The organism is Niabella pedocola (assembly GCF_021044425.1).
GTDB classification, from domain to species: Bacteria; Bacteroidota; Bacteroidia; order Chitinophagales; family Chitinophagaceae; genus Niabella; species Niabella pedocola.
The window spans coordinates 34,317-49,709 of sequence record NZ_JAJNEC010000006.1 but is presented as its reverse complement, the minus strand read 5'-3'; the positions used below and the strand labels follow the sequence as shown (position 1 = coordinate 49,709).

Annotated in this window: 19 protein-coding genes; 1 reads left to right on the top strand and 18 read right to left on the bottom strand. The window is 47.4% G+C overall.

The features are described from left to right. Positions 1–39 precede the first annotated feature (39 nt). From LQ567_RS19690 to LQ567_RS19675, 4 genes are all read right to left on the bottom strand, one after another. Positions 40–783, bottom strand: a complete 744-nt coding sequence (locus LQ567_RS19690; protein ID WP_231007417.1) for an isoprenyl transferase — start codon at positions 781–783, stop codon at positions 40–42. Between the two features lie 88 nt (positions 784–871). Then, a complete protein-coding gene (locus LQ567_RS19685) occupies positions 872–1,879 on the bottom strand; it encodes an aspartate-semialdehyde dehydrogenase (RefSeq protein ID WP_231007415.1) in 1,008 nt (335 codons plus the stop codon). A gap of 314 nt (positions 1,880–2,193) precedes the next feature. After that, complete coding sequence (locus LQ567_RS19680) at positions 2,194–2,499, bottom strand: hypothetical protein (RefSeq protein ID WP_231007413.1); 306 nt, start codon at positions 2,497–2,499, stop codon at positions 2,194–2,196. 129 nt (positions 2,500–2,628) lie between these two features. Next, a complete protein-coding gene (locus LQ567_RS19675) occupies positions 2,629–3,561 on the bottom strand; it encodes a PfkB family carbohydrate kinase (RefSeq protein ID WP_231007412.1) in 933 nt (310 codons plus the stop codon). Positions 3,562–3,715: 154 nt separating this feature from the next. Between LQ567_RS19675 and LQ567_RS19670 the strand changes: the two genes are divergently transcribed. Further along, positions 3,716–4,300 (top strand): TetR/AcrR family transcriptional regulator, encoded by a 585-nt coding sequence (locus LQ567_RS19670; RefSeq protein WP_231007411.1) that lies wholly within the window; start codon positions 3,716–3,718, stop codon positions 4,298–4,300. A 311-nt stretch (positions 4,301–4,611) separates the two neighbouring features. Here LQ567_RS19670 and LQ567_RS19665 read toward each other — a convergent pair whose 3' ends face one another. From LQ567_RS19665 to LQ567_RS19600, 14 genes are all read right to left on the bottom strand, one after another. After that, complete coding sequence (locus LQ567_RS19665; RefSeq protein ID WP_231007410.1) at positions 4,612–4,980, bottom strand: 3-hydroxyacyl-ACP dehydratase; 369 nt, start codon at positions 4,978–4,980, stop codon at positions 4,612–4,614. Next, a complete protein-coding gene (locus LQ567_RS19660) occupies positions 4,967–5,599 on the bottom strand; it encodes a hypothetical protein (RefSeq protein ID WP_231007409.1) in 633 nt (210 codons plus the stop codon). Before LQ567_RS19660 ends, LQ567_RS19665 begins: the two co-directional genes overlap by 14 nt. Beyond that, on the bottom strand, positions 5,577–6,203 hold the full coding sequence (locus LQ567_RS19655; protein ID WP_231007408.1) for a LolA family protein: 627 nt from the start codon (positions 6,201–6,203) through the stop codon (positions 5,577–5,579). Before LQ567_RS19655 ends, LQ567_RS19660 begins: the two co-directional genes overlap by 23 nt. Continuing rightward, positions 6,196–6,969 (bottom strand): polysaccharide deacetylase family protein, encoded by a 774-nt coding sequence (locus LQ567_RS19650; protein WP_231007407.1) that lies wholly within the window; start codon positions 6,967–6,969, stop codon positions 6,196–6,198. The genes LQ567_RS19655 and LQ567_RS19650 overlap by 8 nt, the downstream gene beginning before the upstream one ends. Beyond that, entirely contained in the window at positions 6,963–7,991 is a 1,029-nt protein-coding gene (locus LQ567_RS19645) for a beta-ketoacyl synthase N-terminal-like domain-containing protein (RefSeq protein WP_231007406.1), read from the bottom strand. Before LQ567_RS19645 ends, LQ567_RS19650 begins: the two co-directional genes overlap by 7 nt. 11 nt (positions 7,992–8,002) lie before the next feature. Continuing rightward, positions 8,003–9,217: a beta-ketoacyl-[acyl-carrier-protein] synthase family protein gene (locus LQ567_RS19640; RefSeq protein ID WP_231007405.1), complete on the bottom strand. Its 1,215-nt coding sequence runs from the start codon at positions 9,215–9,217 to the stop codon at positions 8,003–8,005. 97 nt (positions 9,218–9,314) lie between these two features. Beyond that, positions 9,315–9,581 carry a phosphopantetheine-binding protein gene (locus tag LQ567_RS19635; RefSeq protein ID WP_231007403.1) on the bottom strand — a complete coding sequence of 89 codons (267 nt, stop codon included), beginning with the start codon at positions 9,579–9,581 and terminating at the stop codon, positions 9,315–9,317. After that, positions 9,571–10,185, bottom strand: a complete 615-nt coding sequence (locus tag LQ567_RS19630) for a hypothetical protein (RefSeq protein WP_231007401.1) — start codon at positions 10,183–10,185, stop codon at positions 9,571–9,573. Before LQ567_RS19630 ends, LQ567_RS19635 begins: the two co-directional genes overlap by 11 nt. A gap of 20 nt (positions 10,186–10,205) precedes the next feature. Then, on the bottom strand, positions 10,206–11,477 hold the full coding sequence (locus LQ567_RS19625) for an NAD(P)/FAD-dependent oxidoreductase (RefSeq protein WP_231007399.1): 1,272 nt from the start codon (positions 11,475–11,477) through the stop codon (positions 10,206–10,208). Positions 11,478–11,537: 60 nt separating this feature from the next. Beyond that, on the bottom strand, positions 11,538–12,620 hold the full coding sequence (locus LQ567_RS19620) for an SAM-dependent methyltransferase (RefSeq protein ID WP_231007396.1): 1,083 nt from the start codon (positions 12,618–12,620) through the stop codon (positions 11,538–11,540). A gap of 77 nt (positions 12,621–12,697) precedes the next feature. Continuing rightward, positions 12,698–13,834: a beta-ketoacyl-[acyl-carrier-protein] synthase family protein gene (locus tag LQ567_RS19615; protein ID WP_231007394.1), complete on the bottom strand. Its 1,137-nt coding sequence runs from the start codon at positions 13,832–13,834 to the stop codon at positions 12,698–12,700. Positions 13,835–13,839: 5 nt separating this feature from the next. Further along, positions 13,840–14,259: an acyl-CoA thioesterase gene (locus LQ567_RS19610; RefSeq protein WP_231007392.1), complete on the bottom strand. Its 420-nt coding sequence runs from the start codon at positions 14,257–14,259 to the stop codon at positions 13,840–13,842. After that, a complete protein-coding gene (locus tag LQ567_RS19605; protein ID WP_231007389.1) occupies positions 14,259–14,903 on the bottom strand; it encodes a hypothetical protein in 645 nt (214 codons plus the stop codon). The genes LQ567_RS19610 and LQ567_RS19605 overlap by 1 nt, the downstream gene beginning before the upstream one ends. Before the next feature lie 30 nt (positions 14,904–14,933). Continuing rightward, positions 14,934–15,350 (bottom strand): 3-hydroxyacyl-ACP dehydratase, encoded by a 417-nt coding sequence (locus LQ567_RS19600; protein ID WP_231007388.1) that lies wholly within the window; start codon positions 15,348–15,350, stop codon positions 14,934–14,936. Between the last annotated feature and the right edge of the window lie 43 nt (positions 15,351–15,393).

Below are 15,393 nucleotides of genomic sequence, written 5' to 3'. Positions count from 1 at the left end.
TGCCGTATGGGACGGTTTTCGCAAACAAACAGGAAGCAATTACGTTATTTGCGCCGATGTTTTCCCGAATCTTCGTTCCCGGCTCTGGTAATCAACAATGGCCGCATAGAGGTTCTCTTTCCGGAAATCGGGCCAGCGCACATCGGTAAAATAGAGCTCGGCATATGCCAGCTGATACAGTAAAAAATTACTGATCCGGTACTCCCCGCTGGTGCGGATCATGAGCTCCGGATCCGGAAACGCCCGGGTACATAGGTATTGCTGCAATACTTCCTGGGTGATCGCATCCACATCCAGCTGCCCGTTCTGCACATCGCGGGCCACCTGTTTTACGGCATTCAGCAGCTCCCAGCGCCCGCTGTAGCTAAGCGCCATGATCAGGTTTAAACCGGTGTTTTGAGCGGTCATTTCCAGCGCTTCGTTCAATTCCTTACGGGCGTTATCCGGCATCATGCTCATATCGCCGATCACGTGCAGGCGTATTTTATTCCGGTGCAACACTTCGGCCTCCTTGCGGATGGTAGACACCAGTAGTTCCATCAACCCCACTACTTCATATTCCGGCCGGTCCCAGTTCTCTGTACTGAACGCATATAAGGTGAGGTATTCGATGCCCAGCTCCGCGGCTCCTTCAACAATATTCCGAACGCTTTCCACCCCGTGGTAATGGCCAAAAAGCCGGTCCTGCCCCTGTTCCTGTGCCCAGCGTCCGTTGCCATCCATAATAATGGCAATATGACGCGGCAGGCGATTTTTATCTATTTGCTGTGCTAAATCTGACATAGAAGCTGCAAAGTAACGAAGAATCGTTCATAGTAGATGGGGCATCGTTCATAGGAGTTCCTATAAACGATGACCCATCAGCCATTATTTATATAAGATTATTCGCTGCCAGGTATTCTGCAATCTGAACTGCATTGGTGGCAGCTCCTTTGCGTAAGTTATCGCTTACTACCCAAAGGTTCAGGGCATTGGGCTGCGATTCATCCCTGCGGATACGTCCTACAAAAACCTCGTCTTTTTCATGCGCATCCATCGGCATGGGGTAATGCTGGTTGGCCAAATCGTCGGTTACCACAACACCCGGCGCTGTTTCCAGTAAATGACGTACTTCTGCCAGGTCAAAATCATTCTCAAACTCAATATTCACCGCTTCACTGTGCCCGCCCATTACCGGAATACGCACTGTAGTGGCCGTTACCCGGATGGCATCATCACGCATGATCTTTTTAGTTTCATTGACCATTTTCATTTCTTCCTTTGTATAGCCGTTATCCAGGAATACATCAATTTGCGGGATCACATTCAGATCGATGGGATATTTATAGGCCATTTCGTAGCCTTCTTCTTTTCCGGCCACTTCTTTCAGCCGTTCGCCTTTCAGCTGGCTTACGGCCTTAACACCGGTTCCGGTAACGCTTTGATAGGTAGAAACCACGATGCGTTTTGCATTATATGCTTTGTGCAGCGGTGCCAGGGCCACCACCATTTGTATTGTAGAACAGTTGGGATTTGCAATGATCTTATCGTTGCTGGTAAGCACATCCGCATTGATCTCCGGTACCACCAGTGGCACTTTAGGGTCCATGCGCCATGCAGAAGAGTTATCTACCACCGTAATGCCGGCAGCCGCAAATTTTGGAGCCCATTCCGTAGATGTTCCGCCGCCTGCTGAAAACAGGGCTACATTGGGTTTGGCAGCAATAGCTGCTTCCATGCCCACCACTTTATATTTGGTACCCTTAAATTCTACTTCCTTTCCCACGCTTCTTTCTGAAGCAACGGGAATCAGTTCCGATACGGGAAAATTTCTTTCGGCCAGGACCTGTAACATTTTGGTGCCTACCAGGCCAGTGGCACCAACTACGGCTACTCTCATTGTTGTTTTTACTGTTTATCGTTAAAAAAAAACCTTCCGCTTTGCGGAAGGTCTGTTAAAAATTTATGTTGACACACAAAAACCACTGACCTTCCTAAGGACTCTTTTTGGTAAACTTTGTATGCTTCTTTATCATCATCGGACGGCAAAGGTATAAGGGAAATATATAACTGGCAAAATTAATTTCTTCCGTATGGGCCGGGCCTGTTATCCCGCTTGCCGGGTATAACATCGTTTCCCGTCCGATACCGCCGGATACCTGTGCACCATGACCGTTGCCAGGAAATGAGGAAATGCCTCGTGGTCAGCCGGGCTTACCGGGCTTTTACAGGTATAACGCCTGATTTTTTATTAAAAAACGGCATTTTGTTGGTCAGTAACCACATGATGGTAAATGTGGGGATGATATCTGTACCCGGTAATATTTCTTCCATAAAATTAAAAACCCCGCCAAACATACCCCGGGTGCCTCCAAAGGTTTTGGCCAGTATTATGGCGGAAACGGGCGCCCAGATCACATCCGCAAACTCACCTACACCCGGTATGGTAAAGGAAAGGCACCCGATAATATCCATAAGGATACAAAACAACAGGGATGGAGATTTTTTTGTAGCTGTCATCTTTTTTTATTTATAGATTACAAACAGCCCGCCAAACGTTGTATCCGGCCCCGTCATTCACCGATTTTTTGGGATGGTTGGCCTGATGCCAGGCACCAGGCTAACCCAGATCTGTAGTTTTCAAAAATCTTACAGGTCGATGCCCAGCTCCGTTTCAAAGCTGGTAAGCTCCCTGAATAACTGAATCCGGCTGTTTAACTCTTCGGCGGTCAGTTCCTTCAAACGGGTATTACCGAATTTTTCTACGCAGAAGCTTGCCATGGCCGAACCTACAATGATGGCTTTTTTCATGTTATTGAAGCTGATATCGCCGGTTTTTGCCAGATAACCAATAAATCCACCGGCAAAAGTATCGCCCGCACCGGTTGGATCAAATACGTCTTCCAGTGGAAACGCCGGTGCAAAAAACACTTTATCTTCATAAAACAGCAGGGCTCCGTTCTCGCCTTTTTTAATGATCAGGTATTTCGGGCCCATTTCCCGGATCTTTTTCGCCGCTTTTACCAGGGAATACTGGTGTGTAAGCTCGCGGGCCTCCGAATCATTCACCATTAACAGATCTACCCGTTTCAGCGCCTCCTCAAGATCCGGCATTGCGGTTTCCATCCAGAAGTTCATGGTGTCCAGCACGATCAGTTTGGGCTTTTGCTTAAGCTGGTCAATCACACTGATCTGCAGTTTTGGCATCAGGTTTCCCAGCATCAGGAATTCGGCACCCTGGTAGCTGTCCGGAACCCTGGGATCAAAATCTTCCAGCACATTCAGGTCCGTTACCAGCGTATCACGGGTGTTCATATCTTCATGATAAAGGCCTTTCCAGAAAAAAGACTTTTTGTTGGCTACTTTTTCCACCCCGTCCAGCTGTACCCCTCTGGCTTTCAGCGATTCCAGCTCCTCCTCCGGGAAATCGTACCCGATAATGGAGATCTGCTGAACCGGTTTTACAAAGTAGCTGGCTGCATAGGCCGCATAAGTGGCAGAACCGCCCACAATTTTATTTGCTTTTCCAAAAGGGGTTTCAATAGCATCAAAGGCCATAGTGCCCACTGTAATCACAGACATGAATGTTGTTTTTGTTTTAAAATACGGCGGCAAAGTTACTACTTATTCGTCTGAAGTTTAATGTTTCACACCCAGGTTTTGCAGGTTTCGCTTCCCCGGTGGCATTTATAAAATAACTTGTCTATATTTTGGATAAAAAGCATAGTTTTGAAACATGGCCACCACAACACGTAAACGATCATCCAAAAAAGAAGAAATTCTTAAAACAGCTGCGCGGATGTTCCGGGAAAAAGGATATGCCGGTACTTCCATGCGTGACCTTGCCGAAAAAATAGGCATCGAAGCTGCCAGTCTTTACAATCATATCCACTCCAAAAGTGAGATCCTGGAAGAGATCATTTTTTCGATCGCGCGTGACTGCCGGGAACAGCTCGACAATATGGATCCTGCGGGTACTTCGCTGCAAAAGATCGAATCCCTGATCCGTTTTCATACCAAAATGATGATCGATCATTTTGAATCCTATTCCGTAATGGTGAGCGAATGGATGCACCTGGATGAAGAAAAACTGGGCGAATTTGTAAGTGAACGCCGCCGGTATGTAAAAAAAATCGAATCCATTGTGCAGCAGGGCATCGATAATAAGGAGTTCAAACCAGTGCTTCCTTATGTAGTGGTGCTGAATATCCTGTCTTCTGTTCGTGGCCTGGAATTCTGGCAGAAAAGTGCCAAAACCCACAGTGCGGAAATCATGGAAGAAAATATGGTGCAGCACCTGATCGGGGGACTGAAACTCTGACCGGGTTTATCTTTCAATTATCGCAATGCCGCAAATTCGCTGATAGCATCCCTCACGTTTAATCATCTGCGCGTCTGCGGCAATTTTAATATACTGCTGCGGTCGAAATGCCGGCAGAAAGCACTAACACCCATAGTGCGGAAATCATCGAAGAAAATAGGGTACAGCACCTGATCGGTGGACTGAAACGCTGACCGGGTTTATCTTTCAATCAACTATAGCAATGCCGCAGATTCACTGATTACCCCCGCAATTCAATCATCTGCGCAGCTGTGGCAAACCGATCTGAAAAAACTCAGGAACTCCGTCTATTAAACAATCAACAGGTTGGCACTCATCTTAAAAAACGTGGCTTCGGTACTTTTCAATACGGCAACAATTGCCACTCTATCTTCGCTGGGTTCTTTATAATCGATCGTTACCTGTAGTTCCGGTGTTTTCCCCGGATCTACCATCGATAAAAATTTACATTGCGCCGCATCATTCAGGAACAGTTTTTTACCCGTTGCCTCTTCAGTAAGCTCCTTTACGATCTGCATCATGCAAACGCCCGGCAACACCGGTTGCCCCGGAAAATGGCCGTTAAAGATGGGATGCGCCGTATTCAGGCTGATAGCTGCAGCTACCGTGCCCATATTATTTTCAAAGGCGGTTACCGTGTACAAATCATTCTTCAGCATGGTCGTATATCCTTTTTAAATCGATGGTAAAATTAAAGTTCGTATGCCGGATGTTAAGGCTTTCCGGTATTCCATCCTTCAAAATGCCCCTGGTAGCTTCCAGCACTTTCCGCTTCCGGCTTCCGCGCTCCATCCGGATCAGCTGCCCGCACCGGTCGTCTGTAATATAATAATATACATCCGCACCCACATAAAATGCATGATAGCGTTCTGCTCCCTTTTGAAAAACCGATGAAACGGTGGTGGTATCCACCATATCCATTAGCAGCAGCTCAAAGTCTTTGCGAAGGGTTTTCCGCACCGCCTCCTTATCCATTTTGGGAATGATGCTGTGCACGATAAATCCGTTGTTATGGGAAAATTCAAAATCAAAAAAACTAAACCCGGCCTCGTTGGTAAAAACAATACGGGTGGAACTGTCGGGCATCTCCTTAATGAGTAACAGCCCGCTCAGATGATTGCCGGCCACATCTACGGATGCCTGGTACAATGCCCGCTGTATATGAGGTTTGAACGCGGCAATACAGGCGCTGGTACCTTCTGCGCGTTGCAATTTTTTATAAACGGCCGGCGCACAGCTGCCCAGCAGCCATAAACTAACGAATAGTAAACAGCGCATCTGAAAGGACGGTATTTAATTGTTGACCGGAATAATTGATGGTTGTTTGATCGCCCCGGTTATCTACCATTTGCACCTGGCTTACCAGGAAGTTTGTTTTTTGCAGGACCACTTTTACCGACTTAAAAAGTGTTTTCATTTCTTTGGTTACAGGGGTCATATCAGCCAGATAGCTGTTCCCGTTCTCCAGCAGTTTTACCGAAAAATTAGGATTGTCAAAAACGGTTCCCCTGGCACAATCCATCATCAGCTGGTTAGCCTGCTGAAACATCTTGCTGGAACCGGCAGACATCTTACTGGTCTTCTGCCCGTCCTTAATGCTTACTTTACTGCCATTGATAACCATCAGGTACTGGTATGGGGAAGTATACTCCATCCGTACCTGGCTGCTCTTTTTAAAGTAGAATTTTCCCTTTGAGGTTACCTTCTCAGAAAGCATGCTCAGCGTTTTTACCTGGGTAAAATCGCTGGCAATACTGTTTATTTGCTTTGCTGCTGCTGCAAACCGTGCTTTTACCGCCCCCTCATTGCCTACCGGCTTATATTGGGCAAAACCGGGAGCTGTCATAACACCCAGCAACAGCATAAAAAAAAGTTTACGCATAGGGCTGCAAATTTATCAATTTATCAAGGGATACAATCTCATATCCCTGTTCTTTAACAAATGTTAAAAACGTTGGAAGTATATGTACTGTTGCGTGACTGGTGTCATGAAACAAAAAAACCGCACCCGGCTTCAGCTCTTTCTTCACTTTTTGCAGTAATTTATCCTCGTCTCTGATCATCGTGTCCAGTGAGCGCACATTCCAGCCGATGGCGGTATACCCCATTGCCTGGGTGGCTTTGCGTACATTGGGATTGGTAACTCCATAAGGTGGCCGGAACCATTTCATTTGTCTTCCGGTTATATGATGCACCAGGGCCTGCATTTGTTGCAACTCGGCCATCATTCTTTTAGAACCGTGCATATCAAACCAAAAATCGTGGTAATAGGAGTGGTTTCCCACAATATGGCCCTCTGCAAGGATCTGCTTCAGCAGCTCTTCGTGTTCGGCAGCGCGGTAACCAATGCAAAAAAAGGTAGCCGGAACCTGCCGCTCTTTTAAGATGGCGAGTACTTCCGGGGTATATTTTTCCAGGGGACCATCGTCAAAACTGATCGCCACCTTTTTGTTATCCGTTATGCCCTTGCAGATCACCGGCATATAGAAGTTGGATCCGATATAAAAGCTCCCATAAAAAAGCAGGAGCGTATATACCACCACCAATATAAAAAACCCATACCAGGGCCATCCCTGCTGTAAATAAAGGTATGTAAGCAAGGCCAGCAGCAGCAGAAAGCCGATCGTGGTATTTCTGAAATTTAACATGCCGACAATAAGTAAAGCGAGGGATATAACTGCTTATAGTTATTGAAGACCAGCACTCTTTTGGGTGCGGCAAGAGCTGCGGCACCCGGCACTTTACCCGTACTCACAATCATTGCGGCCATCCAAAGTGCAAAGGCGGCGGATGTAGGATATTCTCCGCAAAATTGTTTATATGTTATAGCAGGGATGGCATTCAATACCGATTGCTTTAATGCTTCATAAACGCCGTCATAGCGCGCATCGCCGTTCGCTCCGGTAATCACCAGATCGATAGAACCGGCCGGAGCCTCGTGTCTTTTTAAAAAATCTTCTACTAATGTGGCCGCCGGAACCTTGGGTTTATACCAGTTTTGAAAGGCATCCAGCTTTGCAAGGCATCCTGCTTCCCGGTTGCTGTTGAGCAGGAAAAAAGCGGCCCCTTCGCCCGCCATGGTACCTTTTTCAGGATCTCCGATCAGGTTTGCGGTATCACCGTCTTTTTTATACAGATCAAACCGGCTTAAGATGGCATGACTTTTTTCTATGATCTCATCTACGCCACCTACCAGCGCCGTTTGGGCCTCCCCTTCTCCAATCAATCCGATGGCATCCGTTAAAGCGGCTTCAAAAGAAGAACCGCGGTGCACATACGTATTATTATAATGATGGCATTTCAGCATCAGGGCAATCTGGGCGCCCACGGTATTATGGGTAGACTGAATAAAAGCGGTAGGCGATAACAGTTCTTCCTTAAACTCCACCATGCGGGTAAGGAACTGATCGGTATCGGCCAGGCAACCATAAGCTGTACCGGTGGTAATCGCATCGGGCATGGTTACGTTTGCCTGCTGAAGACATTCCATGGCTGCTGCGGCGCCCATTTTGATGATGCGGCTCATCCGCCGGATCAGCTTCGAATCAATATATTTTGAGTAATCCGGCTCCTTACAGGTCAGCCGGTCGCCCCGGTATTGTGCAGGGCTTTCCAGCAGTTCGCTAAATGAACCCTGCGGAGATACGGCATATGCAGATTGAATGTACAAGCGATTAAATATTACAGATGATTGAAAGCAGTTCTTGAAAATACCAGCGAACTGCAGTTACCCCCAAATCCAAAGGAATTGGATAATACATGATCGATCTTCTTTTTCTCCAGGACGGTGGTTACAGAAAACGGCAGGTCTTTCATAGGCGTTTGCAGCCGCAGACTGGGAAACACGAGGCCTTCCCGGATAGCCAGTACCGCGTATACCGCTTCAATGGCACCGCTGGCACCCAATGTATGACCGGTAAAGGATTTGGTAGAACTCATGGGCGGATAATTCCCCTCAAATAACGTGGCAATGGCTGTGCCTTCGGCGATATCATTGTTTTGGGTTCCGGTTCCATGAAGATTGATATAGCTGATAGCTGCCGGGGAGAGGCCGCTTTTTTTAAGGGCGCCTTTCATTGCCAGTAGTGAGCCCGTACCTGTAGGCGAAGAGGCCGTTTGGTGATAGGCATCATTGGCATTGCACCACCCGCTGAGGGCGCAGAAAGGCTTTTTGTGCAATGTGGCGGCCACCGCCTCAGACATCAATACCACGTACCCCGCACCTTCACCAAGGTTAAGCCCCCTGCGATTTTCATCAAAAGGCTGACAGTATTCCTGGTCCAGGATCATTAACGTGTTAAACCCGTTTAAGGTAAACCGGGTCAATGCATCGGTGCCACCGGCTATCACCACATCCAGCAATCCCTGCCGGATCATTCGTGCACCTAAAAAGATGCTGTTGGCAGAAGAAGAACAGGCCGTACTGATGGTAGTTACAAAATCGTTAATGCCCAACGCATCCGCCACTACTTCCGTTACGGCTCCGCATTCATGGTTTACCACCATTTTCAGATCACCGCTACCGGCATCCTCCAAAAAGCCCGGAAAGAAATCTTCGGTTTTATCCATACCCCCTACCGAATTGGCGGAAATAAAGCCAGTGCGCCATTTTGAATATTCGATATCCGCATCGGCAATCGCTTCCTTAGCGGCTACGGCACTTAACAAGGCCGTACGGCTGATGGTATCCGGCAATCCTGCCCTTGCGGCCAGCGCTTCATTGGAGAGTGAAACTTCGGCTACCGGCAGCGTATCTTTATGCACCGATTGCAGCCGCTGCATAGCCTGCATCCCGGCCCGGCCCGAAACCAGCGCATCCAGATTCTCGGCAACATTATTCCCGATTGCTGAGATAACGCCGACCCCTCCTATATAAACCGTTTGTTCCTTTGACATGTTGGATATTAAATGGTGAGAACTTGGTAGATCGTGAAAAGCTGACCGTAAGCAATTCAGCATTTATTGCCGATTTACCATTGACGATTCACCTTATCTACGAAGCCGAATGTTCCAGGATATAATCCGCCATCGTATCAATGGAGCGAAATACGTCCTGGCCTTCTTCCGCGTTCTTTAATTTGATATTGTACTCCTGCTGCAGCAGTACAATCAGTTCCAGCGCATCAATAGAGTCCAGTCCTAACCCTTCCACAAACAGCGGATCATGATCCCCGATATCTTCGGGCTTCTTGTCTTCCAGTTTTAACTGCTTAATGATTTGCTCCTTTAAGCGTTGTATCAGTTCTTGCTTATTTTCCATAATCTTTATTATAAATACTCCGCAGGTTTTCCGCGGTAAAATGGTGCCCCGTTGCGGATGGCGCCTGCTCCACCAGGAAGAGACACGCCTCGGGCCGTTCGTCCACTACGTCGATCCACCCGCAAATGCATACTTTCAAAAGGTTCCGCTGCATCAGGTCCGCTACGTACCAATGCATCCAATCGGCATCAAAGGTTTCTGAAATAAAAAAGGCATTTTCCCCTTTGAATTTATACCGGATGCTGATTTCCCCGATCACAATATTGGGCAGTGTGTACACAAACAGCGCCGGACTCGGATACGCTTTTGAAGCTTCCAGGTACTGCACATCGGCTTCTATACTGGCGTTCCGGTTGCTGAGCACCATCCCGGTGTCTTCCGGCCGCCACTGCTCCAGATCGGTACGCTGCTTTAACAACACATCCGCCGCAATGGTTCCTGTTTTGCTGAGCAGGTCCATTTTATAAAAGCGGGGATACAGTACTTCAAGCGCCTCGTAGGCGGCATTTAAGAACGCGCTCCCGGTTTCAGTGCTTCTGAAAACAACGGATGCATCTTTTACAACGCTCCCTTCCCTTACAATTACTGCCGATGTAATCTGCATACTGGCTTTCACGCAACCTGCTACGCTTTGTCTTTAAATCCGTTGTTAATATATTCGATACTGTCCCGGAGCCGGATGGTTTTAGCCAGTTTGTGCAATGCCGTATCATGCTCTTTTACATATGGATTGTCAGTATCCCAAACGTATCCGGCCAATACCGAGCAGATCATTTTTTTGATCTCGGGGTTCTGATCGTTTGCAAAGAAGATCGTATGCAGTGTGGTATCGTACCAGCCCATCACATAGCTTCTAAAGGTGTTTACCCCCTGCATCATCACTTCTGTATATTCTTTATCCCAGTCAACCGATTCTCCTTTTAAATGACGTACAACCAGTTTCCCAGCAATCTGGCTCGAAACCGTAGCCAGGGTTACTCCGGAAGAAAACACCGGATCCAGGAATTCGGTCACATTGCCGGTTAATACAAAGCCATTTCCATAGAACTTTTCGGTAGTGCTGGACCAGGATTGCAGGATCTTGGGCTCCCATAAAAACTCCACGTCCTTCATCCGTTCGGCTATATACGGCTCATCGGCAATCACCGCCCGCATCTGCTCTTCGGGCGTGCCGGTATATTTTTCAAAAAAGGCGGGGTCTCCTACAAATCCTACAGAGGTAACACCGGTAGCAAAGGGAATCACCCATACCCATACATCGGGTTTATGTACAATTACGGTAATACGGTCTGGTTCATCATCCATCTGGCGGTTTACATCTTTAATATGCACAAACAGTGCTTTCCGCGGAGCCAGGTTCGATGGTTTATCCAGGCCAAACAAACGGGGAATCACCCGTCCATAGCCGCTTCCGTCAATGATAAATTTTGCCTCGATCTGTTTTTCATTACCGGCGTTATCGGTAACGGTGGTAACAGACGATCCATCTTCATTGAACTGGATGGCGGTAACGGTGGTTTCGTATTCAATGGGCACGCCCTGTGCTTCCAGTCCATCTGCCAGCGCCTGGTCAAAGTCGGCACGGGTTACCTGGTAAGCATGATCCCAGCCGTCGGTAAACTGATCAGAAAAAGAATAATCACAAACCACACCGTTGCGTACAAACTTAGCACCCGTTTTCCGCTGAAAGCCCATTTTCAACACACTTTCCAGCAATCCTGCTTCTTCCAGCGCTTCCATACAACGCGGCAACAGGCTTTCCCCGATAACAAAGCGCGGGAATTTCATTTTCTCCACCACCCGAACCTTGTATCCTGCTTTATTTACAATGGCTCCGGCCACGGTTCCTGCGGGCCCTGCGCCAATTACCAGTACATCTGTTTGTTCCCTTTGCATATTTTCAATTCTGATTTAAAGTTTCTATTTGTTATGATGGCCTTCCTTCAGCAATCAAAGTTAGCCCTTCTTTTTACATTTCAGTAAGGTATGGCTGAGCCCGATGCCCTCTATCTGCTCCACGATCTCAAAGCCTGCTTTTTCCACGCATTTTTTAAACACCCTGGAGTCATACATCTGGCTGTTACCGTTGGCGATAGCGGTAAAATAAATGGACAGCTGCTGAATACAGAATGCCGAAGTTTCGAAGCGCTGGTTATCCCAGAATGCCTCCAGGATATAAATACTTCCATCATCATTCAATGCGGCACCGCACCGTTTCATAATGGACACGATCTCCTCTTCCGAAAAACAATCCAGGAACTGGCTCATCCAAACCGCATCATATCCGGCGGGAAATACCACGGATTCATCCAGCACATTGGCCGGATAGAAGTCAACCCGGTCGCTTAATCCCAGATCTTCAATATTCTTTTTTGCCATGGCCGCCTGCCCGGGCAGATCCACGATGGTAATGGCTACCTCCTTATCAAATTTGGTGGATGCCAGCGCCCATTTGCCGGTATTGCCACCTATTTCCAGCAATTTCTTAATATGATTTTCCGGCTTATAAATATGTTTTAAAACCGCGGGGAACGCGATATCTGAAAAGAAATGATCGTATTCAAACCAGCTTTTTTGTTGTTGCGGGTTTAATTGTGAAAGGCCTTCGTATACGGTAGACCAGTTGCCCAGCTCGGGCAGCCCGGCCGGTTTTCCGGTTTCAATGGCTTCTTCAAGATGGTACATTCCTTTATAACAAATGTCCTGTACAAAATTCATGTTCACATTGGTAAGCGGATCGTGCAGGATGAAATAACCGGTTTTTGTCAATGCAAATTTCTCATCTTCCGTATATTTTACCAGGTGCATTCCCAAACCGGCCTCCAGCAATACCCGTACGGCGTATTCGGAAAGACCTACTTTTTCACAAATATCTTTTAACGCGATTCCCTTGCTACGTGTTTCTTCGATTACTTTTAATATCTGTTTATCTCTTAACACACGCGCTACCTGAAATACAATTGGCCCATGGGCAATGATCTGCGCCATGTGTTTTCCCTCCATCGCTGAATAATGTTCTCCTTTGTAGAAATCTATCATTATTTAAGTTTAAAAAAATTTATTGTTCGGATCCGGGTTATCGTTTCCGCATCCCTGCAATCTCAGGCAGTTCCTTATCAGTCCTGCGTTTTTTGAACCACAATGGCAGCATTGCAACCGCCAAAACCGGATGCTGTTTTCAGGAACGCATGTGCCGGCGTTTTAGTAAGCTTGCTGCAAACATGAATGGGCTCCACAGTGCCGGGGGTTTCAAATCCCATAGTGGGAATGATGACCTGGTTACTCAGCGACTCAATACCGATAACGGTTTCCAGCAGGCCCGCTGCGCCCAGGGTATGCCCGTAGTAGCCTTTCAGACTGTTTACGGGAACCGATTGCAATCCGGCAAGGTTGATCGCCCGGCTTTCCATATCGTCGTTATAAACGGTAGCCGTTCCGTGGGCGGAGATAAAGTCGATTGCTGCGGCATCCGTTCCCGCTTCTTTCATGGCGCGATCGATTGCCATAAACAGTTCCTCCCCCGTCCGGGAAGGTCCGGAGATATGATTGGCATCATTGCTTACCCCGCCGCCGCTTATAACGATCGGGTTTGCTGCAGCAGGCGGTTGGGTAGAAAGGACAACCGTAGCTGCTGCCTCCCCCAGGTTAATTCCGTTTCGATCGGCATCAAACGGCTTACAAAGCACGTCGCTCACCGCGTGAAACGATTGAAATCCCGAAAGGATAAAGCGGGTGATCAGGTCCGCACCGGCCACCACCACCGTTTTGTATTTGCCGGCCTCCAGCATCCGCCTGGCCGTAATAATGGCCAGGGTTCCGGAGATACAGGCGTGGGAAACGATCACCGGCCGGTTTACAAATCCAAAATGCGCCGAAAGTTTTTGGGCAGAAACGGTTAAAGCCACTTCGTTTTTTAGTGCACGGGTAACCGGCTGTTGTTCCAGCTGCCCGATATTACCCTTGGTGGTAGAAAGGATCCATGCAGTGTCCGGATCGGACGGATCGATCTCCGCCTGCCGGATTGCATCCTCCATAGAGGCGACTGTAAGCGCCTCAAAAGGAGTAAAGGCAGCCGGGGCTTGCTGAAAAAATGCTGGATCCATCAGTGCGGCACAAAAAGGTACCGGGCTTCGGGCGGCATCATTGTGTACCGTTACCGCCGTTTTACCCGCACACAGCGCTTCCATGTTTTCTTTTGCTGTATTTCCCAGGGGGGAAACAATATTCCGGGATAAAACGAACACCTTCTTCATTCCCTTTACTTCACAAATTTTTGCTTCCACTCCTGAAAAAACGGAGGGTTGTTCAATAAAAGGGTTTGCGTATCCTTGTCCAGAAAAACCTGCGTCGTGCGGCCGGTTGCCACCAGGGACCGGTCGGACCCTTTGTATAAATTAAACCGGAAATTGATCTTGGCCGCTTCGCAGGGCTCGTAAATGGTTTCTACCACTACGGTGTCGCCAAATTTCAATGATTTTTTATAATTGCATTCTGCGTGAACGATCGGAACCACTACATTTTCCTTAAAAAAATCAAGATAACCGATACCATATTTTTTTCCGAAGGCCTCCCTGCCATCTTCAAAATAGCGGATGTAATGACCGTGCCAGACAATACCCAGCGGATCGGCCTCGTTAAAACGGATGAGGACTTCGGTTGTATCTTTAAGTTCCTTCATTATTTCGATTTCCACGCAGCGTATTTACTGTTTTTGATGTTGTCGATGACTTTTTTGAACCCGGTAGCCCAATAATTCCGGAAGCTGAAACCCATGCCCACCGAACCTTCTACGCGTTCTGTCAGCAATATTTTCTTGGAACGGATATCAAAAAGGGTTACCCAAACCGATAATTCTTTTTTGGGTTTACTCATTCCGTCTACCACAAACAAGAGCCCGGTACCTTTTTTATCACCGGTGTTAAAGCCTTTTATGAGGGTAGTGATATCGCTTTCCTTTAACAGGTTATAATCCTCAGAGCTGGAGGAAAGCAGGGTTTCCGGGTCCCGTTTCTGATTGCGTTTTGAAACAAAGCTCAGGTCGCTGTTCATTTCATCTTTGCGGAAGGCACCGGCGATGTCGTACTTTTTAGCTTCATTCACCATCAGGTCGTTAATGCCGTCAAACTGGCGGGCCACAATATCATCGGCCTTTGCGGCAGCATCCCCGATCAGTTTTGCTTTTGTAAAATCAATCCCAAAATAATAGATCGGTGTTTCCTTATTGGTTAATACTTCATTCAGGGTTTGGGCCTGGCTGTTTAAACCGGCCATTGCAGTACATGCAAAAAGCAATAACAATATTTTGGTTGAGATCTTTTTCATGATTGTGTTGTTTTAAGTTGTTGAAAAATTTTATCCGGCAACAAATATGCGCATTTCGCAGGAAGCGATCACATCGCCATTTATAGCGATGCTGCCATCCACAATAGTAGCATTGAATACCTGGTTCTTAATATGAATAGACGTTTCCAGCACTTCCCCGATGGCAGGCAGACGGTTTATCTTTAACTGCTGTACCGCTCCAATAAAGCCTACGGGAACGGGTTTGTTTTCCTGTTTACAGATATAGCCGATACGGGCTGCCGCCGTTTGAGCAATATTTTCCACCAGTCCGGGCTCTTTTAAATACCCGTCCGCCACCAGGATATTATCTTCCGTTACGGTAAACTGCGTTGCAGCTCCGCTGTCATCCGAACGCTCCAGCGATTGAATCATCACAAAAGGTGGCCGTTGCGGGATATAGGGCAAAATGTCCGTAGCAATACTCATACTCTAATAAACAGTTGGCATTTTTCAAGGCCAACGCGCTAAA